Annotated in this window: 20 protein-coding genes; 17 read left to right on the top strand and 3 right to left on the bottom strand. The window is 71.4% G+C overall.

Annotated elements, in window-relative coordinates; all coding sequences use genetic code 11:
- Positions 1 to 76: 76 nt before the first annotated feature.
- The 11 genes from ACYVOO_RS20940 to ACYVOO_RS20890 all read left to right on the top strand — a co-directional run bounded on the left by ACYVOO_RS20940 (position 77) and on the right by ACYVOO_RS20890 (position 14299).
- The gene (locus tag ACYVOO_RS20940; RefSeq protein WP_461017181.1) at positions 77 to 2335 is read left to right on the top strand and encodes a cytochrome P450; all 2259 of its coding nucleotides are present in this window, start codon (positions 77 to 79) and stop codon (positions 2333 to 2335) included.
- Between the two features lie 83 nt (positions 2336 to 2418).
- Positions 2419 to 3882, top strand: coding sequence for an NDP-hexose 2,3-dehydratase family protein (locus ACYVOO_RS20935; protein ID WP_461017180.1), 1464 nt, complete (start codon positions 2419 to 2421; stop codon positions 3880 to 3882).
- 1 nt (position 3883) lies between these two features.
- The gene (locus ACYVOO_RS20930) at positions 3884 to 4969 is read left to right on the top strand and encodes an NAD-dependent epimerase/dehydratase (RefSeq protein ID WP_461017179.1); all 1086 of its coding nucleotides are present in this window, start codon (positions 3884 to 3886) and stop codon (positions 4967 to 4969) included.
- Positions 4970 to 5129: 160 nt separating this feature from the next.
- Complete coding sequence (locus tag ACYVOO_RS20925) at positions 5130 to 6239, top strand: DegT/DnrJ/EryC1/StrS family aminotransferase (RefSeq protein WP_461017178.1); 1110 nt, start codon at positions 5130 to 5132, stop codon at positions 6237 to 6239.
- Between the two features lie 80 nt (positions 6240 to 6319).
- Positions 6320 to 6955: a dTDP-4-dehydrorhamnose 3,5-epimerase family protein gene (locus tag ACYVOO_RS20920; RefSeq protein WP_461017177.1), complete on the top strand. Its 636-nt coding sequence runs from the start codon at positions 6320 to 6322 to the stop codon at positions 6953 to 6955.
- A gap of 88 nt (positions 6956 to 7043) precedes the next feature.
- The gene (locus ACYVOO_RS20915) at positions 7044 to 7886 is read left to right on the top strand and encodes an SAM-dependent methyltransferase (RefSeq protein WP_461017176.1); all 843 of its coding nucleotides are present in this window, start codon (positions 7044 to 7046) and stop codon (positions 7884 to 7886) included.
- A gap of 120 nt (positions 7887 to 8006) precedes the next feature.
- Positions 8007 to 9656: an FAD-dependent monooxygenase gene (locus tag ACYVOO_RS20910; protein WP_461017175.1), complete on the top strand. Its 1650-nt coding sequence runs from the start codon at positions 8007 to 8009 to the stop codon at positions 9654 to 9656.
- A 163-nt stretch (positions 9657 to 9819) separates the two neighbouring features.
- Positions 9820 to 10770: a phosphotransferase gene (locus tag ACYVOO_RS20905; protein ID WP_461017174.1), complete on the top strand. Its 951-nt coding sequence runs from the start codon at positions 9820 to 9822 to the stop codon at positions 10768 to 10770.
- A 112-nt stretch (positions 10771 to 10882) separates the two neighbouring features.
- On the top strand, positions 10883 to 12043 hold the full coding sequence (locus ACYVOO_RS20900) for a glycoside hydrolase family 43 protein (protein ID WP_461017173.1): 1161 nt from the start codon (positions 10883 to 10885) through the stop codon (positions 12041 to 12043).
- Positions 12044 to 12282: 239 nt separating this feature from the next.
- Positions 12283 to 13386, top strand: a complete 1104-nt coding sequence (locus tag ACYVOO_RS20895) for a methyltransferase (protein WP_461017172.1) — start codon at positions 12283 to 12285, stop codon at positions 13384 to 13386.
- A gap of 151 nt (positions 13387 to 13537) precedes the next feature.
- Complete coding sequence (locus tag ACYVOO_RS20890; protein ID WP_461017171.1) at positions 13538 to 14299, top strand: S1 family peptidase; 762 nt, start codon at positions 13538 to 13540, stop codon at positions 14297 to 14299.
- A 41-nt stretch (positions 14300 to 14340) separates the two neighbouring features.
- On the opposite strand, the gene ACYVOO_RS20885 is transcribed toward ACYVOO_RS20890, so the two are convergent.
- Positions 14341 to 15069, bottom strand: coding sequence for a VOC family protein (locus ACYVOO_RS20885; RefSeq protein WP_461017170.1), 729 nt, complete (start codon positions 15067 to 15069; stop codon positions 14341 to 14343).
- Between the two features lie 374 nt (positions 15070 to 15443).
- Here ACYVOO_RS20885 and ACYVOO_RS20880 point away from each other — a divergent pair, with 374 nt between their 5' ends.
- Positions 15444 to 16814 (top strand): family 43 glycosylhydrolase, encoded by a 1371-nt coding sequence (locus ACYVOO_RS20880; RefSeq protein WP_461017169.1) that lies wholly within the window; start codon positions 15444 to 15446, stop codon positions 16812 to 16814.
- Between the two features lie 94 nt (positions 16815 to 16908).
- Positions 16909 to 17508, top strand: a complete 600-nt coding sequence (locus ACYVOO_RS20875) for a DinB family protein (protein ID WP_461017168.1) — start codon at positions 16909 to 16911, stop codon at positions 17506 to 17508.
- 62 nt (positions 17509 to 17570) lie between these two features.
- Here the strand turns inward: ACYVOO_RS20875 and ACYVOO_RS20870 are convergent, their stop codons facing one another.
- The gene (locus ACYVOO_RS20870; protein WP_461017167.1) at positions 17571 to 19088 is read right to left on the bottom strand and encodes a sulfatase-like hydrolase/transferase; all 1518 of its coding nucleotides are present in this window, start codon (positions 19086 to 19088) and stop codon (positions 17571 to 17573) included.
- Positions 19089 to 19472: 384 nt separating this feature from the next.
- Between ACYVOO_RS20870 and ACYVOO_RS20865 the strand changes: the two genes are divergently transcribed.
- The 4 genes from ACYVOO_RS20865 to ACYVOO_RS20850 all read left to right on the top strand — a co-directional run bounded on the left by ACYVOO_RS20865 (position 19473) and on the right by ACYVOO_RS20850 (position 23567).
- Positions 19473 to 20822, top strand: a complete 1350-nt coding sequence (locus tag ACYVOO_RS20865; protein ID WP_461017292.1) for an ROK family transcriptional regulator — start codon at positions 19473 to 19475, stop codon at positions 20820 to 20822.
- A 16-nt stretch (positions 20823 to 20838) separates the two neighbouring features.
- The gene (locus ACYVOO_RS20860; RefSeq protein WP_453344053.1) at positions 20839 to 21663 is read left to right on the top strand and encodes an ABC transporter permease; all 825 of its coding nucleotides are present in this window, start codon (positions 20839 to 20841) and stop codon (positions 21661 to 21663) included.
- On the top strand, positions 21660 to 22439 hold the full coding sequence (locus ACYVOO_RS20855; protein WP_461017166.1) for an ABC transporter ATP-binding protein: 780 nt from the start codon (positions 21660 to 21662) through the stop codon (positions 22437 to 22439). Before ACYVOO_RS20860 ends, ACYVOO_RS20855 begins: the two co-directional genes overlap by 4 nt.
- A gap of 144 nt (positions 22440 to 22583) precedes the next feature.
- Positions 22584 to 23567, top strand: a complete 984-nt coding sequence (locus ACYVOO_RS20850) for an aliphatic sulfonate ABC transporter substrate-binding protein (protein ID WP_461017165.1) — start codon at positions 22584 to 22586, stop codon at positions 23565 to 23567.
- 18 nt (positions 23568 to 23585) lie between these two features.
- Here the strand turns inward: ACYVOO_RS20850 and ACYVOO_RS20845 are convergent, their stop codons facing one another.
- Positions 23586 to 24632, bottom strand: a complete 1047-nt coding sequence (locus ACYVOO_RS20845; protein WP_461017164.1) for a helix-turn-helix transcriptional regulator — start codon at positions 24630 to 24632, stop codon at positions 23586 to 23588.
- Positions 24633 to 24740 lie beyond the last annotated feature (108 nt).

The following is a 24740-nucleotide window of genomic DNA, read 5'->3' as shown; positions in this document are numbered from 1 at the left end:
AAGTGCTCTTGGGCCACGTGCCTGGAGCCGCGCCGACACACCCCGCGCCGACACACCGCCGACCGAAGGAGACCGCATGTCATCCGCGACGCTGCCGCGGTTCGACCTCAAGGGCTGGGACCGTAAGGACATCGCCCACCCCTACCCGGTGTACCGGCGCTACCGCGAGGCGGCACCGGTACACCACGTGGCGCCGGAGGCGGGGAGCGGCCCCGGCACCGGCACCTTCTATGTCTTCTCCTACGACGAGGTCGTCCGAGTGCTCACGGACCGGCGCTTCGGCCGGAACGCGCGGGCGGCGTCGGGCGACACCGGAGCGGCGTCCGGGACGGCATCCGGGCCGGTTCCCGCCGCGTACGCGACCCTGCGGGCCGTCGTCGAGAACTGGCTGGTGTTCCTGGACCCGCCACGCCACACCGAGCTGCGCTCCCTGCTCGGTGCGGAGTTCTCCCCCAACGTCGTGACCGGTCTGCGTCCCCGCATCGCGGACCTCGCGCACGGGCTCCTGGCCCGGCTGGGCGAGATGGCCGGAAAGGCCGGAGGGGCCGGAAAGGGGGAGGCCGATTTCGTGGAGGGCTTCGCGGCGCCGTTCCCCGTGCTCGTCATCTCCGAGCTGCTCGGCGTCCCCGAGGAGCACCAAGGGTGGCTCCGCGCCAACGCGGTGGCCCTCCAGGGTGCGAGCAGCACCCGGTCGCGCGAGGGCACGGACAGCTACGCGCGGGCCGAGGCGGCTGCCCGGGAGTTCGACCGCTACTTCCGCGATGAGATACGCCGACGCCAAGGGGAGGACCGCGACGACCTGCTCACCCTCCTCGTCCGCGCCCGCGACGGCGGCGCACCGCTGAGCGTGGAGGCGATCGTGGGCACCTGCGTCCATCTGCTGACCGCCGGACACGAGACCACCACCCACTTCCTGTCGAAGGCCGTGCTGACGCTGCGCGCACACCCCCGCGTCCTCGCCACGCTGCGCGACGCTCCCGGGCTGATACCGGGAGCCGTCGAGGAACTGCTGCGCTACGACCCGCCCGTGCAGGCGGTGACGCGCTGGGCGTACGAGGACACCCGCCTCGGTGGCCTGGACGTGCCGCGCGGCAGCCGCGTGGTCGCCCTGCTGGGCTCGGCGAACCGGGACCCCGCGCGCTTCCCGCACCCCGACGTGCTCGACGTGCGCCGTCCCGCCGACCGGCACCTGAGCTTCGGACTCGGCATCCACTACTGCCTCGGCGCGACGCTGGCCCGTGCCGAGGCGGAGATCGGCCTCGGCACGCTGCTGGACGGCCTCCCCGGGCTGGGCCACGGCGTCCAGCGGGTCGAGTACCCCGACGACATGGTCTTCCACGGACCGTCCCGCCTGGTGCTCGGCCTCTCCGGTGCCCCCCGGCCCGTCCGGCCGCCCGCGAGCGACGGCGGCACACCCACACCGGCACTCTCACCGGCAGCAGCGACACCGACACCGGCACCTTCACCTTCCCCGTCACCGACGCCGCACGAAGAGAAGGCACCCATGACACACCAGCCCGACGCCACCCCCGACTCCGTCGGCCACACGTACGACGTGTTCGCCGACGCGGGCGCCTCGAACGCCCTGGGCGGCAACATCCACGTGGGCTACTGGGAGGAGGACGATCACGAGGTCCCGATGACGGAGGCCACCGACCGCCTCACCGACCTCGTCGCCGACCGTCTCGCCCTCGGTCCCGGCCGGCGGCTGCTCGACGTGGGCTGCGGCAACGGCCTCCCCGCCCTGCGCATCGCGAGTGCGCACGGTGTCGGCGTCACCGGCATCACCGTCAGCCAGCAGCAGCTCGCCCAGGCGGAGAAGGAGGCGGAGGGCTCCGAAGCGCGCGGCCGGGTCTCCTTCCGGCTCGCCGACGCCATGGCTCTCCCCTTCGACGACGGTTCCTTCGACGGCGCCTTCGCCATCGAATCGCTGCTGCACATGCCCGACCAGGGCGCGGCACTGGCGGAGGTCCGCCGCGTCGTGCGGCCCGGCGGCCGTCTCGTCGTCGCGGATCTGTGCCAGCGCGAACCCTTCACCGGTGCCGACAAGGACGTGCTGGACGGGATGCTGGACGTGTACGAGATCGCCGGGATCAACACGCCCGACGAGCACCGCGCACGCCTGGCGGAAGCGGGCTGGGAGCTGCTGGAGCTGACGGACATCGGCGAGCGCGTCCGCGCCAGTTTCGGGCACGCCTCGGCCGCCTTCCGGGGGCTCGCCGCTTCCCTCGACGCCGAGGCGGCACAGCACCTCACCACGGCGGCCGGCCTGATGGAGACCTTCGGTAAGCACCCGCACGCGGGCTACGTCCTGATCACCGCGCGGCGGCCCTGACCCGACGAGCGTGCTTGCCCGTCGCTCCGACGGCCGGGCGCACACCGCCTCCGCTCCGCCACCCCGCAGACAGGGAGTCCCCGATGTCGTCTTGCCTGGGCCCACCGCCCGCCGCCACCGCCCTCGCCCCCGTGTCCGCCCCCGCCATGACCACGTTGCGTGCGCGCGAGGACCGCGAGCAGGCCGACCGTATCGCCCTGTCCGCCGCGACCACCCGAGGTGCGCACCTGCGGACCGAGGACGTCCGCGCCTGGCTCGCCGAGCGCCGCCGCGCCCATGTCTTCCAGGTCGACCGCATACCGTTCGCGGAGCTGGACGCGTGGGAGTTCGAGCACGGCACCGGCAACCTCGTACACCGCAGCGGGCGGTTCTTCACCGTCGAGGGCATGCACGTGGTGGAGCACGACGGGCCCTACGGCGACGGCCCCTACCGGGAGTGGGAACAGCCCGTCATCAGGCAGCCGGAGGTGGGCATCCTCGGCATCCTGGCCAAGGAGCTGGACGGGGTGCTGCACTTTCTGATGCAGGCCAAGATGGAGCCGGGCAACCACAATCTGCTCCAGCTCTCCCCTACCGTGCAGGCCACGCGCAGCAACTACACCAGGGCCCACCGGGGCATGGACGTCAAGCTCCTGGACCACTTCGTGCGGCCCGATCCGGAGCGTGTCCTGGTCGACGTGCTCCAGTCGGAGCAGGGGTCGTGGTTCTTCCACAAGTCCAACCGCAACATGCTCGTCGAGACCGTGGACGAGGTGCCCGAGCTGGACGACTTCCGCTGGCTCACTCTCGGGCAGATCGCGCGGCTGCTGCACGAGGACGACATGGTCAACATGAACGCCAGGACCGTGCTGTCGTGTGTGCCGTATCCGGACACCACACCCGGTGCGCTGCTGAGCGACGCCCAGCTCCTGTCGTGGTTCACGGGCGAGCGGACCCGGCACGATGTGCGGGTCCGTCGCATACCGCTCGCCTCCGTGCGCGGCTGGAAGCACGGTGTGGAGACGATCGAGCACGAGGACGGCCGCTACTTCAAGGTCGCCGCCGTCTCCGTACGCGCCGGCAACCGCGAAGTGGTGGGCTGGACACAGCCGTTGATCGAGCCCGTCGGCATGGGGGTCTCGGCGTTCCTCGTGCGCGAGATCGGCGGGGTGCCGCACGTGCTGGTGCACGCGCGTGCCGAGGGCGGCTTCCTGGACACGGTCGAGCTGGGCCCGACGGTCCAGTGCACACCGGGCAACTACGCCCACCTCCCGGCCGCTGACCGGCCGCCCTTCCTCGACGCGGTGCTCGAAGCGCCCGCGTCGCGCATCCGCTACCAGGCCGTCCACTCCGAGGAGGGTGGCCGCTTCCTGAACGCCAGGAGCCGCTACCTCGCCGTCGAGGCGGACCCTTCCGTGGTCCCCCTCGACCCGCCGCCCGACTACGCCTGGGCCACCCCGGCGCAACTGCGGGCCCTCACCCGGCACGGGCACTACCTCAACGTCGAGGCCCGCACCCTCCTGGCCTGCCTCAACGCCGTGGCGGCCCGGACCCGAGAAGGGATGTGACATGCAGCGCACACCGTCGTCCACCTCCGCGACCCCCGCGAACTCCGCGGCCCCATCCGCGACCTCCTCCGCGGCCCCCGCACCGCTGATCACCGTGCTGGGCGCCTCGGGCTTCGTGGGTTCGGCCGTGACCCGCGCGCTGGCGCGCCGCCCCGTCCGCCTGCGTGCCGTGGCGCGCAGGCCGAGCACACCCCCGCCGGGCCCCGCCGAGACCAGCGTCGTCACGGCCGATCTCACCGACCGTTCGGCGCTCGCCGAGGCGGTCGCGGGGTCCGACGTGGTGGTGCACCTGCTCCTCGCGGACGGCGGCTGGCGCGCCGCCGAGAACGATCCCGGCGCCGAGCGGGTGAACGTGGGGGTGATGCGGGACCTCGTCGACGTGCTGCGCCCCGGCCCCGGTCCCGGCGACGCGGCACCCGGCGCGGCACCCCCGCTGGTGGTGTACGGCGGCGCCGCCTCGCAGGTCGGGGTGCCGCCCCGTGAACCGCTCGACGGCAGCGAGCCCGACCACCCCGGAACCGCCTACGACCAGCAGAAACTGACGGCGGAACAGATACTCAAGAAGGCCACGGCCGAGGGCTCGGTGCGCGGCGTCAGCCTGCGGCTGCCCACCGTGTTCGGTGAGAGCGCGGTGCCCGGCGCCGACGACCGGGGTGTCGTGTCCGCCATGGCGCGACGGGCGCTCGCGGGCGAGCCCCTCACCATGTGGCACGACGGCACGGTGCGGCGCGATCTGGTCCATGCCGAGGATGTCGCGGCAGCGTTCACGGCCGCGCTCGACCACCCCGACCCCCTGGTGGGCGGCCACTGGCTGATCGGCGCGGGCCGTGGCGACGAGCTGGGCGAGGTCTTCCGGCTCATCGCCCGTGCCATGTCGGCGCACACCGGGCGGCCCCCGGTCGCCGTGGAATCCGTGGCACCGCCCTCGCACGCGCCCGGGACGGACTTCCGCAGCGTGACCATCGACTCCTCCCTGTTCCGCGCGGCCACCGGCTGGCACCCGCGGATCCCGCTCTCCGAGGGGGTGCGCCGCACCGTCGCCGCGCTGGCCCGGCAGCAGCAGGCGGAGGAGGCGAGCGTCCGGTGACCGCACACATACCCCGCCCCGGTCACCGGCACCGGACACCGGCACCGGCACCGCAGCTCACGGCACACACCCACCGCAGGCGGCGCCCGGCCGGAACACGGCTGTCCACCAGTTCGCCTGTCCCCTGTTCGCCGCAGTCCGAGGAAAGGCTGACTGACGCATGACCACGCGTGTATGGGACTACCTGACGGAGTACGAGGCCGAACGTGCGGACCTTCTCGACGCCGTGGAGACGGTCTTCCGGTCGGGGCAGCTCGTGCTCGGCGAGAGCGTGCGCGGCTTCGAGACGGAATTCGCCGCCTACCACGGCGCCGGACACTGCGTCGGCGTCGACAACGGGACGAACGCCGTCAAGCTCGGTCTCCAGGCGCTGGGGGTCGGTCCCGGCGACGAGGTGATCACGGTGTCGAACACCGCCGCGCCGACGGTGGTGGCCATCGACTCCACGGGGGCCACCCCCGTCTTCGTCGATGTCCGCGAGGACGACTTCCTCATGGACACCTCCCAGGTCGCGGCGGCGATCACCGAGCGCACACGGTGCCTCCTCCCGGTGCACCTGTACGGGCAGTGCGTGGACATGGCCCCCTTGAGGGAGCTGGCCGACCGGCACGGGCTGGCGATCCTGGAGGACTGCGCCCAGGCACACGGTGCGCGGCAGGGCGGCACCCTCGCGGGCACGACCGGCGACGCGGCGGCCTTCTCCTTCTACCCGACCAAGGTCCTCGGCGCGTACGGCGACGGCGGCGCGACGCTCACCTCGGACGACACCGTGGCGCGGCGCCTGCGGCGGCTGCGGTACTACGGCATGGAGGACCGCTACTACACCCTGGAAACCCCTGCCCACAACAGCCGTCTCGACGAGGTCCAGGCCGAGATCCTGCGCCGCAAGCTGCGGCGGCTCGACACCTACATCGCGGACCGCAGGGCCGTCGCGCGGCGCTACGCCGACGGTCTCGGAGACACCGGCCTCGGACTTCCGCGCACCGTGCCCGGCAATGAGCACGTGTACTACGTGTACGTGGTGCGGCACCCCCGGCGCGACGACATCATCGAGCGGCTCAGGGCCTACGACATCCACCTGAACATCAGCTATCCGTGGCCGGTGCACACCATGACCGGGTTCGCCCACCTCGGTTGCCCCGAGGGCTCGCTGCCGGTCACCGAGGCGCTGGCCGGGGAGATCTTCTCCCTGCCGATGTACCCCTCGCTCTCCCCCGACGTCCAGGACAAGGTCATCCACGCGGTCCGCGAGGTGCTGGACACCCTGTGACACCCCGTTGTGACACCACGTCAACTCCGCTGTCCCGCCGAGCCGTTCACCGCGCCGCCCACCGAGCCACGGGAGCACATATGCAGGCACACGCACTCGCCGTCGAGGGGGCGCTCCAGTTCACGCCCCGCGTCTTCCCCGACGAACGGGGGCTGTTCATCTCGCCGTTCCAGGAGGAGGCGTTCACCGAGGCGCACGGCGCCCCGCTCTTCCACGTCGCGCAGACCAACCACAGCATGTCCCGGCGCGGCGTGGTGCGGGGAATCCACTACACCGTGACGCCGCCCGGCACCGCGAAGTACGTCTACTGCGCGCGGGGCAGTGCCCTGGACATCGTGGTCGACATCAGGGTCGGTTCGCCCACGTTCGGGCGGTGGGACTCGGTGCTGATGGACCAGCGGGATCACCGTGCCACCTACCTCCCCGTGGGGGTGGGCCACGCGTTCGTGGCGCTGGAGGACGACACCGTCATGTCCTACATGCTCTCCGAGAGCTATGTACCCGCGAACGAGCTGTCCCTGTCCGTCCTCGATCCGGCCCTCGGGCTGCCCGTGACCGTGGACACCGAACCAGTCCTCTCCGAGCGGGACCGTGCGGCGGTCACCTTCGCCGAGGCGCACCGGCAGGGGCTGCTGCCCGACTACGCCCGGTGCCAGGAGATCGAGCGGGCCCTGGCCCCGGACACCGCGGCGACGACAGTGCCCGCGGAAGCCTGACGGTCCCGTACCCCGCTCCGTCGCCCCCTGTCGCCCCGTCGCGTACCACCCCGCACCTCCCGCACCCGTCGACCGAAAGGCCGCTGCCATGACCGACACCGCCCAGACCCTGCCCGAGCCGGAAGCCGTCGGCAAGCTGTACGACCAGCTCACGCTGAGCGCGATGAAGGACGGCTCCTTCAACACCAACGTGCACATCGGCTACTGGGACACACCTGACTCCGAGGCAACGATCGAGGAGGCGATGGACCGGCTCACCGATGTGTTCATCGAGCGCATGAAGGTGGACGAGACGTCGCACGTCCTCGATCTGGGCTGCGGTGTGGGCGGCCCCGGCCTGCGGGTCGTGACGCACACCGGTGCGCGGGTCACCGGCATCAGCATCAGCGAGGAGCAGATCAGGACCGCCAACCGGCTGGCGGCCGAGGCCGGGGTCGCCGACCGCGCGGTGTTCGAGCACGGCGACGCGATGAAGCTGTCCTTCGCGGACGCGTCGTTCGACGCGGTGATGGCCCTGGAGTCGCTCTGCCACATGCCGGACAGGCAGCAGGTGCTCAGCGAGGTGGCACGGGTGCTCGTGCCCGGCGGCCGGCTCGTACTGACCGACGTGTTCGAGCGCCACCCGCGCAAGGAGGTGCGGCACGTGGGCATCGACAAGTTCTGCCGCGATCTGATGTCCACCACGGCGGACATCGACGACTACGTCGCACTGCTCCACCGCTCGGGCCTGCGGCTGCGCGGCATCCTCGACGTCACGGAGCAGACCACGCTGCGCCTCGCCGACGAGCTGGCGAAACTGGCGGCCGTCGAGGAGCGTCCCGCCGCCATGAACGAGGGCAACTTCGACTTCGCCGACGACTCCTTCCGGCCCTCCGATCTGGCCGGTGTCGACGACTTCGGCTGCCTCCTGGCCATCGCGGAACGCCCGTGACGCGTCGCTGACACGCCACGCCGGGAGGGCCCCCGTGTGCCCTCCCGGCGGCACACCCACCGCTGCAGGCACGCGGCCGGCACCTAAGTCCGAACCGCCCCCGAAGAAAGGCAGGACGAGATGACGCATTCCGGTGAGCGGACCGATGTGCTGATCGCGGGCGGCGGCCCGGTCGGGATGGCGCTGGCGCTGGACCTGACGTACCGCGGGATCGACTGCGTGGTGGCCGACGCGGGAGACGGCACCGTCCGGCACCCCAAGGTGAGCACCATCGGTCCGCGCTCGATGGAACTGTTCCGCCGCTGGGGTGTCGCGGACGCCGTCCGCGACGCGGGATGGCCGTCGGAGCACCCTCTCGACGTCGCCTGGGTCACCCGGGTCGGCGGCCACGAGGTCTACCGGTACCGCCGTGGGACGGCCGGGAACCGCCCGGTCTTCGCGCACACCCCCGAGCCCGACCAGATCTGCCCGGCCCACTGGCTGAACCCGGTGCTGACGCGGGCCGTCGGTGTCCACCCCGACGGTCCGCTACGGCTCCGTACCACCGTCGACCGTGTGGTGCGGGCCGACGAGCACGTCGACGCCATCCTCACCGACCACGCCACCGGCGAGACCCGCACCGTCCGGGCGCGGTTCCTGGTCGCGAGCGACGGCGCCTCCTCCCCCATCCGCCGGTCCTGCGGCATCGAGGCGCCCGCACGGCACCGCACGCAGATCTTCCGCAACATCCTCTTCCGCGCCCCCGAGCTGCGGGAACAACTCGGCGACCGCGCGGCGCTCGTCCACTTCCTCATGCTGTCCTCCACCCTCCGCTTCCCCCTGCGCGCGCTGAACGGCAGCGACCTGTTCAACCTGGTCGTGGGCGTGGACGACGACACCTCCGACTCCCCCGGTGCCGAAGGCACCGCCGACACCACCCGCCATGCCGACGCGCTGTCGCTGATCCGCGAAGCCCTCGCCGTCGACACCCCCGTGGAGCTGCTGAGCGACGGTGAGTGGCATCTGACGCACCGCGTCGCGGACCGGTACCGGGCGGGGAACGTCTTCCTCGTCGGCGACGCCGCGCACACCCTGTCGCCCTCCGGCGGTTTCGGGCTGAACACCGGCATCGCCGACGCCGCCGACCTGGGCTGGAAGCTCGCCGCCACGCTGGACGGCTGGGCCGGGCAGGGGCTGCTCGACACCTACGAGACCGAGCGCAGGCCGATCGCCGTGGAGAGCCTGGAGGAGGCCAACCTCAATCTGCAACGCACCCTGCGCAGGCAGGTGCCGCCCGAGATCCATCTCGACGGGCCGGAGGGCGAGCGGGCCCGCGCGGAGATGGCGGAGCGGCTGGAGAGCAGCGGCGCGCGACGCGAGTTCGACGCGCCGGAGATCCATTTCGGACTGCGCTACCGCTCCCCCGCCATCATCGAGGACCCCGACGTGCCGGTTCGCGACGGCAGGCCCGACGCGCACTGGCGCCCCGGCAGCGAGCCGGGCTACCGCGCCGCGCACGCCTGGTGGGACGCCGCCACCTCCACGCTCGACCTGTTCGGACACGGCTTCGTCCTGCTGCGCTTCGCGGAGCACGACGGACTCGCGGGCCTGGAGCGCGCGTTCGCGGAGCGGGGCGTGCCGCTGACGGTGCGTCACGGGGGTGACGGGGAGGTCGCCAAGCTCTACGAACGGTCCTTCGTGCTGGTCCGTCCGGACGGTCATGTGGCGTGGCGCGGCGACGATCTGCCCCGGGATCCGGCGGCGTTCGTCGACACGGTGCGGGGTGGGTGACGCGGTGCGGTGGTGGGTGACGCGGTGCGGTGGTGAGTGACGCGGTGCGGTGTGAGCGCGGCGGGGGCACGCTGAGCGGCTGAGCACCGCTCCAGGGACCGCACCAGGTGGCGCACCGAATTGCGCTCGCGGGCCCGTTCCGCGACGTGGAAAGATCGGGCCCATGCCCGATTTCGCGACACCTCAGCAGCTCGCCCAGCGCACCTCAGCCGCCCTCGGCGCGGCTGTCGGCGCTGGGCGTGATCTCGGACTCGACGTGAGCGGTGCCAAGGTGCTCCACGACCTGTTCTCGGTCGTCGTCCACCTGGCACCCTCGCCTGTCGTCGCCCGGATCCCCACCGTCCTGCCGCACTCAACGGACCTCGGCGCTCTGACGCACCGTCAGCAGGCGGAACTGGACGTGACGCAGTGGCTCGCCGGCCAGGGAACCCCTGTGATCCCGCCCAGCCCTCTCGTGCCGCGTGAGCCCGTTCAGCGCGACGGGTTTTCGCTCACGTTCTGGCAGTTCGTCGAGGAGGACCGGGACAAGGAGCCCGACTACGTCGCGAACGCCGAGATCGTCGCCGACCTGCACGCCGCGATGCGCGCGTACCCCGGCCCGCTGTCGTTCCTGTCCGCCGCCGAGCCGCACTTCGTGACGGAGAGTTTCGCGCTGCTGGAGGCGCGCCCCGACCTCCTCGCCCCTGCCGACCTGGACCGCGCACACCGCGAGTGGCAGGTCCTGGAACCCCTCGTGCGCTCCCGCACGGCCTTCGAGGAGAGGTTCCCGGGCATCGATCTCCAGCCCGTCCACGGTGACTCCCCGCCCGCGAACATCTTCCACGGGGTGGACGGGAACCTGTACGCCGACTTCGAGCTGGTCACGCTGGGCCCCGTCGAGTGGGACCTGGCCTCTCTGGGGCCCGACCTCGAATCCGCCTACAACCGCGGTGCGCGACGCAACGGTATGCGGCCGCTGAACGAGGACGTCCTGGCCTTCGTGAACGCGGTGGGGATGCTACGTGCCCTCTGCGCCCTCGCGCTCGCGCCGCAGATGCCCTCGTTGCTGGAGTACCTGAACCCGGCCGTCGACCAGTGGCGGACGATGCCGTTCGCGGGCGGCCTGGCCGACTGACTCCCCGGCACGCACCAGAAGGGTTGACGGTGGCGTGCGGTGGCTCTACGTTCGGGCGACACTGTTCGAAATGACGGGGAGCGTTCGAAATACCGGACATAGGAGCCGCGTCATGACCCGTAGCCACGCCCTGTTACCACGCCGCCTCGCCCTCAGAGCCGCCCTCAGAGCCGTGCAGTTGCTCGTGGCCGCCCTGCTCGTCCTCACCGTCGCGGCCCCCTCGGGCACCGCCACCGAGGCGGCCCCCGGCGCTCCCCCGAGCGACGCCGCAGGCGCGGCGGTGGCCGCACGTTCCACGGCCGCCGCCGGGACGTTCACGAACCCCGTCGTGTCGCAGAACGGCGCGGATCCCACCGTCATCCGGTACGCCGGTTACTACTACCACCTCGGCACCACCTGGGCCTCGCACTGGGAGATGCGCAGGGCCACCACCCTGGGTGGCCTGAAGACCGCCGCCCCCACCACCATCTACCGCGAGACCGCGGCCTCCCGCTGCTGCAACTTCTGGGCACCGGAGCTGCACCGGCTGAACGGGCCCAACGGGCTGCGCTGGTATCTGACGTACAGCGCGGGCGTGTCCGCGGACATCGACCACCAGCATGTCCACGTGCTGGAGAGCGCCGGGAACAACCCGCTCGGCCCGTACACGTACAAGGGGCAGGTCGATCCGTACGGCGACAACCGGTGGATGATCGACAGCAGCTATCTGACGCTGCCCGACGGCCGCCTCTACATGCTCTACTCCTTCTGGGAGGGCGGCACGCAGAACCTGTACGCGGTCAGGATGAGCAACCCGTGGACCCCGACCGGCAGCGCCGCACGCATCGCCACCCCCACCCACTCCTGGGAGAAGTCGGGAGGCAGCGTCAACGAGGGCCCGGTGATCCTCCAGCACGGCGGCCGGACCTTCCTCACCTACTCGGCCTCCCACTGCGACACACCCGACTACAAGCTGGGGCTGATGGAACTCACGGGCTCCGACCCCCTGGCCGCGGGTTCCTGGCGCAAGTTCTCCAGCCCCGTCTTCCAGCGCAGCGACGCCAACGGTGTCTACGGCCCGGGCCACAACTTCTTCTTCCCCTCGCCCGACGGGAAGGAGGTCTGGATGGCCTACCACGCCAACTCCAAGTCGTCCGACGGTTGCAGCGGCACCCGCACCACCCGCGCCCAGAAGGTGAACTGGAACGCCGACGGCACCCCCAACTTCGGTACACCCGTGTCCACTTCGGCGGTGCTGGACGAGCCGTCCGGCACCGCGGGGCTCAAGGAGTGACGACGCCCCCGTCATGCCGAGGCGGTGTCGCACCACGCCCGCACCGTGCGTGTCCGCGCACGTGGTCGCGTCCGCGCGGTGCGGCACCGTCCGCCCGGGGCAGCCCGCTCCGTCGCCGAGAACACCCCCACCACTCGCCACCTTAGGCTTACCTAAGTTACCGTGAACCCGGCCCCTGGCGGCACGTCAGCACACCAGGGGCGCATCCAGCGAAAACGTGCGGGACAACAGGGGGCGACATGACCGCGACGGACACAAACAGCCACGGCAGCAGCGACAGCGACAGCCACGGGCAGGGCACCACGACGGGGCAGCCCCCCGAAGGCGCCGAACGAGCGGCCCTGATGCAGATGGTCTTCGGGACGGTGGCGGCCCAGACCCTCGGCGCCGCCGCACGGCTCAAGGTGGCCGAACACCTCGGCGACGGGGAACGCGAGGCCGCCGACGTGGCCGCCGACTGCGCCGCCGATCCCGGCGCGCTGCTCCGCCTGCTCCGCGCGATGACGGGCCTGGGCCTGGCAACCGAACCTCGGCCCGGCGTCTTCGCCCTCACCCCGCGCGGGAAACTGCTGCACCCACAAACCCCGGGCTCCTTCGCCACCCTCGCGCAGGTCTTCACCGAACCGCTGATGGTCCGTTCCTTCGAGCGGCTCGCCCAGTGCGTCCGCAGCGGTGAGCCCGCCTTCGATGACACCTTCGGCACCAGTTTCTTCGGCTACCTGGAGCAGCATCCCGAGCTCTCCCGGCAGTTCAACGCGGCCATGAGCGAGGGCACCCGGGCCACCGCCGCCGTGCTGCCCGACCACTACGACTTCGGTGCCTTCTCCACCGTGGTGGACGTGGGCGGTGGCGACGGCACCCTCCTCGCGGCCGTGCTGCGGCGCTGGCCCGCGACGAAGGGCGTCGTCTACGACTCGGCCCAGGGCCTCGCCCAGGCAGCCGCCACCATGGAGGCCGCCGGGGTGGCCGACCGGTTCACCGCCGTGACCGGCGACTTCTTCGCCTCCGCGCCCGAGGGCGGCGACCTGTACCTCCTGAAGAGCGTCCTCCACGACTGGAACGACGAGCAGTGCGCCACCATCCTGCGCCATGTGCGCGGCGTCCTGCCCGAACACGGCCGCCTCCTCCTCGTCGAACCGGTCCTGCCCGACACCACGGACCCGGGCACGGCGCTCAGCTACCTCAGCGACCTCAACATGCTCGTCAACCTCGGCGGCAGGGAACGCACAGCGCGGGACTTCACCGATCTGTGCCTGCGGACCGGCTTCACCGCCCCCACCATCACCCCGCTGCCCCGGCCCAACACCTTCTGCCTCATCGAGGCCGCGCCCCGCTCCGAGTGACGCCCTCAAGGTCCTGGGACTCCGGGATCCCAGAGCCCCGGGACCGCAGCCCGCCGATTGGCGCTTTCCGTACTGACGCCCCCTCCCCGGCACCCCCACAATGACAGGCACATGGCATGCCATGCCCTGACATGGCATACGGGGAGGGAACATGAATCCGCACCGCGCCGGAAGACCCTCGCGTGCGACGTCCCGCGCGAGGCTGCGCACAGCCGCCTCGGCCGTCGCCGTACTGGCCCTGCTGCTCGGCTGGTTCGGTGCCGCCGGGCCCGCCGCGTACGCGCAGGAGCCGGGCGGCACGGACACCGGCAGCCGCACCGCCGTCCAGGCCACCGTGGTACGCGGCGGCGACACCCTCTACAGCGACATCGGGACACGCTGCGTCGTCGGCTTCAACGCCCGTAACTCGACGGCCTACTTCGGGATGATGGCGGGGCACTGCGTCCAGGGCGCCAGCCGCTGGTACGCCGACGCGGCCCGGACCGTCTTCGTCGGCACCACCGCGGGTTCGAGTTTCCCCGGCAACGACTACGCGCTCATCCGCTACTCGAATTCCTTGGTGGTCTTCGCCGGAGAGGTCTCGCTCGGCTCCACCGGCCAGACACGGGACATCACCGCCGCCGCCAACCCGACCGTGGGCCAGAGCGTCTGCCACGTCGGCCGGACGACCGGATACCGCTGCGGCACCGTCACCGCCGTGAACGTCACGGTCAACTTCCCGGAAGGCTCGGTCAGCGGGCTGTTCCGCTCCAACATCTGCGCCGAGCCCGGCGACATGGGCGGCCCCGCCTTCTCCGGCAGCCTCGCGCTGGGCCTCATCATCGGCGGCAGCGGAAACTGCACGACGGGAGGCGTCACCTACTACCAGCCGGTCGTGGAGTGGCTGTCGGCCTACGGGGTCTCGATCTACTAGGGGCAGGGCCTCCCCACCCTGCCGGACCACCGGCCGCCGGGCTACCGGGGCGTCAGCACACGGAATTCGTTGCCGTCGGGGTCGGCCATCGTCACCCCGTCGGCCGCCCCGTCCCCCCGGCCGTCGCCGGTCCGCTTCGCGCCGAGGGCGAGCAGGCGCTCGACCTCGGCGCGCTGGTCACCGTCGGCGGGCGGCGCGACGTCGAAGCGGAGCCGGTCCCTGCCCTCCCTCGGCATCAGCGGCGGGCCGCCCCATGTGACCTTGGGTCCGCCGTGCGGCGAACGGATCGCGGTCTCCTCGTCCTGGTCCCAGACCAGTGGCCAGCCCAGCGCCTCGCTCCAGAAGTACCCGACCGCCTGTGAGCCGTCGCAGGCGAGTGCGCCGATGAAGCCGCAGTCGGCGAGGAAGTTGTTGCCCGGTTCGATGACGCAGAACTCGTTGCCCTCCGGGTCGGCGAGCACCACATGGGGTTCCTCGGGGCCCTGCCCGATGTCGATGTGCCGTGCGCCCAGTTCCAGTGCCCTGGCCACCGTCTGCCGCTGGTCCTCCAGGGAGGTGCTCGTCAGGTCGAAGTGCATCCGGCTCTGGCCGCTCTTCCCCTCCGTGGACGGGAGGAAGCGGAGCCGGAACCCGGTGTCGTCACCGGGCACGAGGACGACGCCCTCGTCCGGCTCTCCGGCCGTCTCCCAGCCCAGGAGCCCGGACCAGAACCGTGCCAGCCGCGGCGGCTCGTCCGCGTCCCAGCAGAGCGCGAACAGGTGACTCGCCATTTCCGAACCTCCCCCGGTCCGCTGACCGGCCGCCGTCGGCACGGCGCCTCGTCAGCCCCTCGGGCGGGAGCCTAACCGCGAGCCGTGTCCCGCGCAGCCGAGTATTCGGCGGCTGCCCGAGAGGCCGTCACCTCCTTCGCGTTATGCAATCGTGACCTTCGCGCATTCCCTTCGGCACCTCGCGCGAACAGCGGAAACGCTCTGACGTGCGGTTCCGCGCTGCCGTCGGACGCTCCGGATTATTTTTCCGTGGTGTTGACGAAAATCAGCGGGCCTTCGCATGCTGAGCGGCATGCCAGGCCAGGACGTGCGGGACTCGTCGGGCCGGGCCGGGCCAACGGGCGTATTCCTCGACGACGCAAAGGACGTGACGGATGACCAGTTCCGAGAACGGCTCACACCTCGGCAGACGGTCCCTCCTGGCCGCAGCAGGCTCCCTCGGAGCGGCGGCGGCGCTGCCCGCGACCACCGCGCAGGCGGCGCAGACCGAACCGTCGGCGCAGACCGCACAGCAGATCGCACAGGGGAAGGCCGTGCCCCGGGGCCGCCACCCGGAGAACCTTCCCGAGCCGGAGCCCTACAGCCTCGCCGACGCGCGTACCGACCTGTGGCCGCGCGAGGACAACTCCTTCGTCCTCCCGCTCGAACTGAGGCCCCGTGACAAGGAGCGCGGCCAGGTCTGGATGCGCGACACCTACGTCAACTGCTTCGTCGTCGACGGCCGTCCGCTCTACGTCGCCACCGGCACCACCCGCGTGCCGGGCCTGGAGGCGGCGGCCCCGTGGAACGACGGCATCTTCGTGTGGACCTCCCGTTCCCTGCGCGGGCCGTGGAAGCTCGCCGACACGAGCGGCATCCGGCCGGGCGCGGAGAAGGGCAAGGTGTGGTCGCCCGAGTTCGCCGACGAGAACAGGCCCGGGCGTACGGTCGTCGCCGACTGGCAGCGGTACTGGCACGACGACGAGTTCGGCAAGCGCGGCCAGGCGTGGGCCCCCGAGCTGCACTACTTCCGCGACACGTGGTACCTCGTCGCGTGCATGGGCGACCACTCCCGCAAGGTGGGTTCGTTCCTGCTGGTGAGCGAGGGCGGGGTCGAGGGCCCGTACCGGCTGATCGAGGGCAACCTGGACAAGCCCTTCGGCGACCCGTTCATCGGCGGCCCGAAGTTCATCGAGCCCGGCGCGTACCACCACATCGACGGCAGCCTCTACAGCGAGGGCGACGACGCGTGGCTCGTGCTGCACAACGATCTGTACGCGAAGTTCCGGGACGACATGGAGGACATCGTCCCGACGACGGACCTCCCCGCTTTCCGGCAGACGCGCTACTCGCCGGAGCCGTATCTGGAGGGCGCCTACGTGTTCAAGCACGGCGGCAAGTACTACCTCCTGCACGCCGCGTGGGACCGGACGTCGATCGACCGCTACGGCAGCCCGCGCTACGCCTACGATCCGCCCGGCGACGGCCGCGTGCAGTATCAGTACGACGCGGTCGTCGCCGTCTCTGACACCTTCGAGGGTCCCTATTCGAAGCGGTGGACCGCGGGTGTCGGCGCCGGGCACAACAACTTCTTCGTGGACCGCGACGGCGAGCTGTGGGCGACCTTCTTCCGCAACCCGAACTTCGGCTACTGGTCGGACCCGTCGCGCCTCGCCGACGCCGCCGTCCCCGGTGTCGTGCGCGTGGAGTGGACGGGCCCGCGCGGCAACCGCCTGTACGTCAAGCGCCGGAACCGGGGGCACTGAACCGGGGGCACGAGGGCTCCGGGGTGGCGTGCGATCATCCGTGCCGCTGAATAATCGATTCCCATCGGCAACAACGTCGTGCGAGGGTCGGCCCGTGACTGTCTCCCGAAACGGGCCTGCCCCACGGCACTCGCTCGACCTGCTGCGCTGGCAGTTCGACCTGACGTGGTCGCTGTTCGAGTACCACTTGGAGAGGCTCCAGCCGGACGACTTCCTGTGGGAGCCCGCCGCCGACTGCTGGACGGTACGCCGGGCCGATGACGGCGCGTGGGTACCGGACTGGGCGGAGAGCGAGCCTGACCCCGTTCCTGTGCCGACGATCGCCTGGCTGAGCTGGCACATCGGCTGGTGGTGGAGCGTGACCATCGACCACGCCCACGGCAGAACGGCCCGGGAGCGCGGTGACGTCATCTGGCCGGGCGCGGGCGAGCCGACCGTCGAGTGGCTGCGCGGTCTGCGTGCGCAGTGGCTGACGGCCCTGGACCAGCTCACCGATGACGGCCTGGAGGCCACCGCACCGTTCCCGTGGCAGCACGACCCCCGGCACACGGTCGCCCACATGGTCACCTGGGTGAACGCCGAGCTGATGAAGAACGCAGCGGAGATCGGCCAGCTCCGCATGCAGCGGGCGGTCGGCCGGCCGCCGCACCGGACCGAACGCACCACCGGCCGCCCGCCGACGGCCACGGGCTGACGGCCCGGGGCCGTTGCCGCTCCTGGTGGTCGGCGGGTCGGTCCGGTGGGTCGGTCGGCCGGTCAGTCGGCGGGTTCGCTCTCGAACGCCGAGAGTGTGGTGTCGTAGTCCGTCTCCACGTCGTACATGGGCGTCATCCAGTGGAAGAAGTTGTCGCCCCGCTCGCGCAGCAAGTCGTAGAGCGTACGGGTCAGTTCGGCCCGTACCTCGCGCAGTTCGGGGTGGTCGTAGCGGTTGTGCAGTTCGTCGGGGTCGGCGGCCAGGTCGTACAGCTCGTTGCGCGACTCGGGGTTGACCACCAGTTTGTGGCGGCGGGTGCGCAGCATGCGCTGGGGGTACGGGAAGTGGTGGCCGTGGAACTCCGCGAGGTGGTGTTCGTCCCACTCGGGGTGTTCGCCGGTGGCCAGCGGCAGCAGGCTGCGGCTGTCCACAGCGGGCTTGGTGTCGCTGCCCGCGAGGTCGAGGATGGTGGCGGCGCAGTCGGTGAGCGAGACGAACTCGTCGCGGACCTGCCCCGCAGGACCGCCGGGGACCTTCAGCAGGCCGGGGATGCGGTAGATGTCCTCGTACATCGCCGGGCCCTTGTCGTGCAGCCGGTGTGCGCCGGTGAACTCGCCGTGGTCGGCGGTGAAGAACACCGCGGTGTGCTCCTCCAGACCCAGCTCGCGTACCGCGTCGAGGATCCGTCCGATCTGTTCGTCGATGAGGGTCACATAGCCCCAGTAGACGGCGATGAGTTTGCGGCTCTCCTCCAGCGGCATCGTGTCGAAGGCCCACAGCTTGCTGTAGTTGCTCTGCACCGGGGGCTTCGCGGCGAAGGTCTCGCTCACCGAGGCGGGCAGTTCGACCAGCGCGGGATCGTACATGTCGTAGTACGCGTCCGGGAGGATGTAGGGCAGGTGGGGGCCGAAGAAGTGGGTGGCCATGAAGAACGGCCGGTCCTCCCCCTCCTCCGCCTCCTCCCCTGTCCCGGTGACCGCTCCGGGCCCCGTGACGCCGCCGCCCACTCCGTCGGCCACCCAGCGGCGCAGCATCTCGATGGTGCGGGTGGCGAGGTAGTGCTCGAAGGTCGCCTCGACCGGCTGGTGCAGCCGCGCGGCGAGGAGGTTGCCGGGGCTGCCGTTGGGTGTGGTGCCGCGTACGGGGTCGGTGATGCGGTACGGCGGCAGGCCGTTCTCCTCCAGGTAGGCGAGGTAGTCGGGGTGGTCCACGGGGTTGTGCCAGCCCGCCAGGTCCGGGCCCTCGAAGCCGTAGTCGGCCGCGGTGCGCCGCACACCGCCGTGCCACTTGCCCATCAGCCCGAGCCGGTAGCCCTCGGAGCGCAGTTGCCCGGCGAAGGTGAACTGGTCGTCGGCGAGGTCCTCCAGATATCCGACGTTGCGCTCGTAGTTGGCCAGCAGCTTGTGCCGGAACGGCGCGGCGCCGGTGAGCAGGCTGGCGCGGGCCGGGGTGCAGATCGCGGTGGGGGTGTAGAAGCTGTCGAAGCGGGTGCCCTCGGCCGCGAGCCGGTCCAGGTTCGGGGTGCGGACGTGCGGGTTGCCGTAGGCGCCGAGGGTGTCCACCCGGTGCTGGTCGGTCATGAGGAAGAGCATGTTGGGGCGCACGGGGACCCTTTCGGTTCGGCCGTCCCGGGGTCAGCGGGGGCGACCGGGGCGGGGGACGTCGCGGGTGGCCGGTGCGTTGTCCGCCCGCTCCGCCGCGGCCGAGGGCGCGCGTCCACGCGGGCGTCCGTCGTCACCGCCGCGTGGTGGGGCGATCTTGACCAGTGCCACGCGAGGCATGTTCCGACCTGCGCGAGATTTATGTCAATAGTGCGAACATAATTGGGCGGCCAGGGACCGCTCCCCCTGGCGGCCATGGGCGGGACGGCCCCGCAACGGCGGCGCTGCGGCGCCTTGTCCGGGCCCGCGGGGGCCGGAAATCTTTTTGTTCCGACTCATTGACGAAAAACCGTGGCGCTCTCCATGCTGTGCGGCATGCAGGCACACGACGGTCCGCTCACGCGGCTGCGCAAGAGCCATGAGCAGTCCGTTCTGGATCTCCTCCGTAAGCACGGCCCCCTCAGCCGGGCCGAACTGGGCGCGCACAGCGGCCTGTCCCGCACCACCCTGTACGACATCGTCGCCGGTCTCGTGGAGGGCGGAGCGGTGGTCGCCGCCACCCCTCCGGCCGAGGTACGCAGGCGCGGGCGGCCGGTCGAGAAGCTCAGCCTCAACCCGGATGCCGGGGAGGCGATCGGCATCGACTTCGCCCGTCGCGCTGTCCATGTCTCGGCGATCAACGTCGCCCACGAGATGATCGGTTCGGCCAGCGAGGCGCACGCGCCGGGACTGACCTGGTCCCAGCGGGCCGACATCGCGGAACGTCTCCTCGGCTCGCTCGGCGGCGCTCCCCCGGACGACGAGGCGGAGCGCGGCACGTCAGGCGCGTCCGGTGCGTCGGGGGCGTCGGGGGCGTCGGGGGCGTCCGGCCGAAGGCCAGCACGGCGCGGCACCCTCCGGCTCGGCGCGCTGAGCGCGATCGGGGTCGGCGTGGTCGGACCGATCGGCGACGTCGGGGATGCCGGGGATGCCGGCGGCTCCGGTGCTGCCCCCGGGGCACAGGCCCCGTCGCCCGGCGCCGCCGAAGGCCCGACGGGCCTGTCCGGTCTGCTCCGCGAGCGGTTCGGCGTCCCGGTGCTGATCGACAACAACACCAGGCTCGCCGCGCTCGCCGAGGCGGTGTGGGGCGCGGCCTCCGACGGCGGCGACGTCCTGTATCTGCGGCTGTCCCACGGTGTGGGCGGCGGCCTGGTCGTCGGCGGCTCGCTGCACCGGGGAACGCACGGCATGTCGGGCGAGTTCGGGCACATCACCGTCGACCCCGACGGCGCGCCCTGCGAGTGCGGCGGCACCGGCTGTCTGGAGACCGTCGCCTCGCTCGACGCCGTCCTGCACCGCTACCGCGAGGCCGGAGGCACGGCCGGGGGCTTCCCCGCGTTCCTGGCCGCGGCCGAGTCGGGCGACCCGGTCGCGCTGACGGTGCTGGAGCGGGCGGGGACCGACATCGGTACCGTGCTCGCCGCCGTGTGCAACGCGGTCGGTCCGGGCGTCATCGTCATCGGCGGCGAACTCGCGGACGCCGGAGACGCCCTGCTCGAGCCCGTCAGGCGGGCCCTGCACACCCATGTGATGCCGATGGTCAGGGACCGCGTGCGCGTACGGCGGGCCGCCCTCGGCGAAGCCGGCAGCGCGCTGGGCGGCATCGCCCTCGTCCTCCACGAAACCCCCCTGCTCTCCCGCTATCCGCAGCCCGTCACCGAGGAGCACGCGTGAATCCAGTGAGGCACCCATGGCCGTGATCGTCCCTCCCGAGAAGACCACCGTGGCGCAGCCGCCGCAGCCCTCGCAGCGCGCCGCACGCTCCTCCCGGCGACGTCCGCTCGTCCTCAACGCCCTCGCATTGGTGGCCGGTGTCCTCGTCTGGGCGGTCGTGGCGGCGCTCGGCCTGGTCGAGAACCTGCCCACTCCGGCGGCCGTGGCGGGCAAGGCCGGGGACATGGTCGCCGACGGCACCCTCGCGACCGACGTGCTCGCCAGCCTGCGCCGGGTCTTCCTCGGCTACGCGCTCGGCGTGGTCGTCGCCGTGCCCGTGGGCTTCCTCATGGGCTGGTACCCGACGGTGCGTGCCGTGGTCGAGCCCTACATCCAGTTCTTCCGCACCATCCCGCCGCTCGCCCTCATCCCGCTCACGGTCGTGCTGCTCGGGATCGGCGAGGTGCCGAAGATCGCGGTCATCTACCTCGCCTCGTTCATGGCCTGCGTCGTCGCCTCCTTCCAGGGCGTGGTCGACGTGGACCGCACCCTCATCAACGCGGCCCGGGTCCTGGGCGCCTCGGACCGGGTCATCTTCGCCAAGGTGGTCGTCCCGGCCTCCACGCCGTTCATCCTCGTCGGCATGCGCATCGGGCTCGGCGCCTCGTGGGCCACGGTGGTCGCGGCGGAGCTGATCGGCGCCCAGGAAGGGCTGGGGTACCGGATGCAGAAGGCGTCCACCTGGTTCGAGATGGACACCATCTTCGTGTCCCTCATCACCATCGGCGTGCTCGGCCTCCTCATGGACCGGCTGCTGCTGCTCGCCGAACGACGGCTCACCGGCTGGCAGGAGCGACGATGAACAGCAAGATCAGCTTTCGGGACGTGGTGAAGACCTTCCCGCTCAAGGGCGCCGAGTTCACCGCGCTGGACGGGGTGTCCCTGGACATCGCTGACCAGGAGTTCGTCACCGTCGTCGGCCCGTCCGGGTGCGGCAAGAGCACCCTGCTGAGCATGGCCGCCGGGCTCCAGGAACCCAGCTCGGGCCAGGTGCTGGTGGACGGGGAGCCGGTGACGGGGCCGGGCCCTGACCGGGGTGTGATCTTCCAGCAGTACGCGCTGTTCCCCTGGCTGACTGTGCGTCAGAACGTGGAGTTCGGCCTCAAGCTCGCCGCCGTCTCCGCCGAGGAGCGGCACCGCAGGGCCGCCGACGCGATATCCCTCGTCGGGCTGGAGGACTTCGCCGACGCACTCCCGAAGACGCTGTCGGGCGGCATGAAGCAGCGCTGCGCCATCGCCCGCGCCTACGCGGTGGATCCGCGCGTCCTCCTCATGGACGAGCCGTTCGGCGCGCTCGACGCCCTCACGCGGGTGCAGTTGCAGGACCAGCTCCTGGCGACGTGGAGCCGCGAGAAGCGCACCGTCCTGTTCATCACCCACGACGTAGACGAGGCGGTGTACCTGGCCAGCCGTGTGGTGGTCATGGCAGCCAGGCCAGGGCGCGTCCACCGCGTCATCGACGTGGACCTGCCCTACCCACGTACCGAGGAGATCCGCCTCTCCGCCGAGTTCCGGCAGATCCGGAACGCGGTGTGGACGTCCGTCTACCACCAGGAGGACGCCGCGCCCGCCGCGTGAGCGCCTCACAGCGCCTCACCGCACACCACACCACCGGCCTCGCCGGACACCGCCGCCTCGTCCCTCTCCGGGGCACGCCCACACCCACGCCCACACCCACGCCTCCGCCCCGTCACCTCCCCTCCCTGATAGGACACCTCCGCCATGCCCGGAAGCACCCTCCGCCGCACGTTGTCGGCGCTCTTCTCCGTCACCGTCCTGACCCTCGCCATGAACGCGTGCTCGACGGGAGCAGCCGAGGACGACAACACCGTCGACTTCGGCTACATAGGCGACTACAACGGCGCCTCCCTGCTGGCCATCGCCCAGAAGCAGGGGCTGTGGAAGAAGCAGGGCCTCACCGCGAAGACGAAGGTGTTCAACAACGGCCCCGTGCAGATCCAGGCACTCGGCTCCGGCGATCTCGACTACGGCTACATCGGCCCCGGCGCGATGTGGCTCCCCGCCTCAGGCAAGGCCAAAGTGGTGGGGGTCAACACGTTCACGTACGCCGACCGCGTCATCGCCCAGCCCGGCATCACGTCGATGAAGGAGCTCAAGGGTAAACGGGTCGGTGTGCCCGAGGGCACCTCAGGCGACATGATCCTCAACATGGCGCTGGAGAAGGCCGGGATGACCACGAAGGACATCCAGAAGGTCGCCATGGACCCGTCCACCGTCGTCTCCTCCTTCACCTCCGGGAAGATCGACGGCGCGGGCATCTTCTACCCCTCCATCGACACCATGCGGAAGAAGGTCCCGAAGCTGGAGGAGGTGGCCAGCACCAAGGACACCGGGGACATCTTCCCCACGGCCTTCGTCGCCGGGAACAAGGTGCCGGAGTCGAAGAACACCAAGGTCGTCAAGGTGTTGCAGCAGGCCAACGACTGGCGCGAGAAGCACCCCGAGGAGACCATCGCCCTCACCGCCAAGATGCTGGACGTGAGCAAGGCGCAGGCGACGGCCGACGCCTCGCACGTGGAGACACTCTCCACCGACGAGCTGGCGGCGAAGACGAAGAACGGCGAGCTGGACCGCTGGCTGAAGAAGCTCGGAGACTTCTTCGTCCACAACAAGCAGCTCGCGGAAAACCCCGATCCCTCCGACTACTACCTGGGTGACCTCTACCAGAAGGTGCACTCCGGCTGACCGGCCCCGCAGGCCCCGTCACCCCCGTGACGGGGTGGCGGCAGCCGCGTAACGGCGCGCCAGGTGCGCGAAGGCGTCCCTCAGCTCGGCGGGTCCGACGACCTCGATGCCGGCGTCGAACCTGCCGAGGGACGCGGCCAGTCCGGGCCACGACCACGAGCCCATGACGAGCCGGCAGCGGTCGGGGCCGAGTGCCTCGACGACACCGTCGGGCGTGTAGCGGGACACCTCGGCGGCGGGCAGGTCGAGGATCACCTCGCCTCGGCAGGGCCAGTCGCCGCTGCCGTCGACGCCCCGGAACCTGTTGGCCACAAAGGTGGCCACCTCCCCTCCGGGCACGTCACGCGGGGTGAAGCGGGGCCCCGTGGGAGTGCGCGGGGTGATGCGGTCCGCGCGGAAGGTGCGCCAGTCCTCGCGGTCGAGGTCCCAGGCGACGAGGTACCAGCGCCCGCCCCAGGTGACGAGGTGGTGGGGCTCGGCGCGACGCGGCGCGGGCCCGGCACGCCCACCGTCGGCGGTTCCCCCGTGCCCTCCTGTTTCCCCGGCTTCCCTGGCTTCCCCGGCTCCCGGCGGAGGAACCGGGGTGTAGTCAAAGCGCAGTACCTCGCGGGCGTGGACCGCGGCGCTCAGTGCCATGAAGACACCGCTGCCGACCTGGGGGTACGGGCGTGCCTCCGGCCGCTCGACGGCGGTGACCTGGAGTGTGTCGATACGGCGGCGCAGCCGTGCGGGCATGACCTGCCGGACGGTGGTCAGCGCGCGTGCCGCGGCCTCCTGGATGCCGACACCCGTCGTCGTGGCGATCTGGAGCGCGACGGCGAGGGCGACGGCCTGTTCGTCGTCGAACAGCAGCGGAGGCAGTTCCGAACCGGCGTCGAGCCGGTATCCCCCGTCGGGCCCCTTGAACGTCACGATGGGGTAGCCCAGCTCCCGCAGCCGGTCGACGTCGCGGCGCACGGTGCGCGGGCTGACGTCCAGCCGCTCGGCCAGCAGCGCACCCGGCCAGTCCCGGCGCGCCTGGAGCAGGGAGAGCAGCGACAGCAGTCGCGCTGATGTCTTCGGCATGGGTCCCATGCTGCCCGAAGAAGCGGACACACCCTGACCTCTTCCCCTGCGACTGTGTGATCACAGGGCGAGGCCGGAACGGGACGTGCGGACGTCACCCGACACACG

Source organism: Streptomyces daliensis (assembly GCF_054782395.1).
The sequence above is the reverse complement of the archived record's forward strand: the minus strand, read 5'-3'. Positions and strand labels throughout refer to the sequence as shown.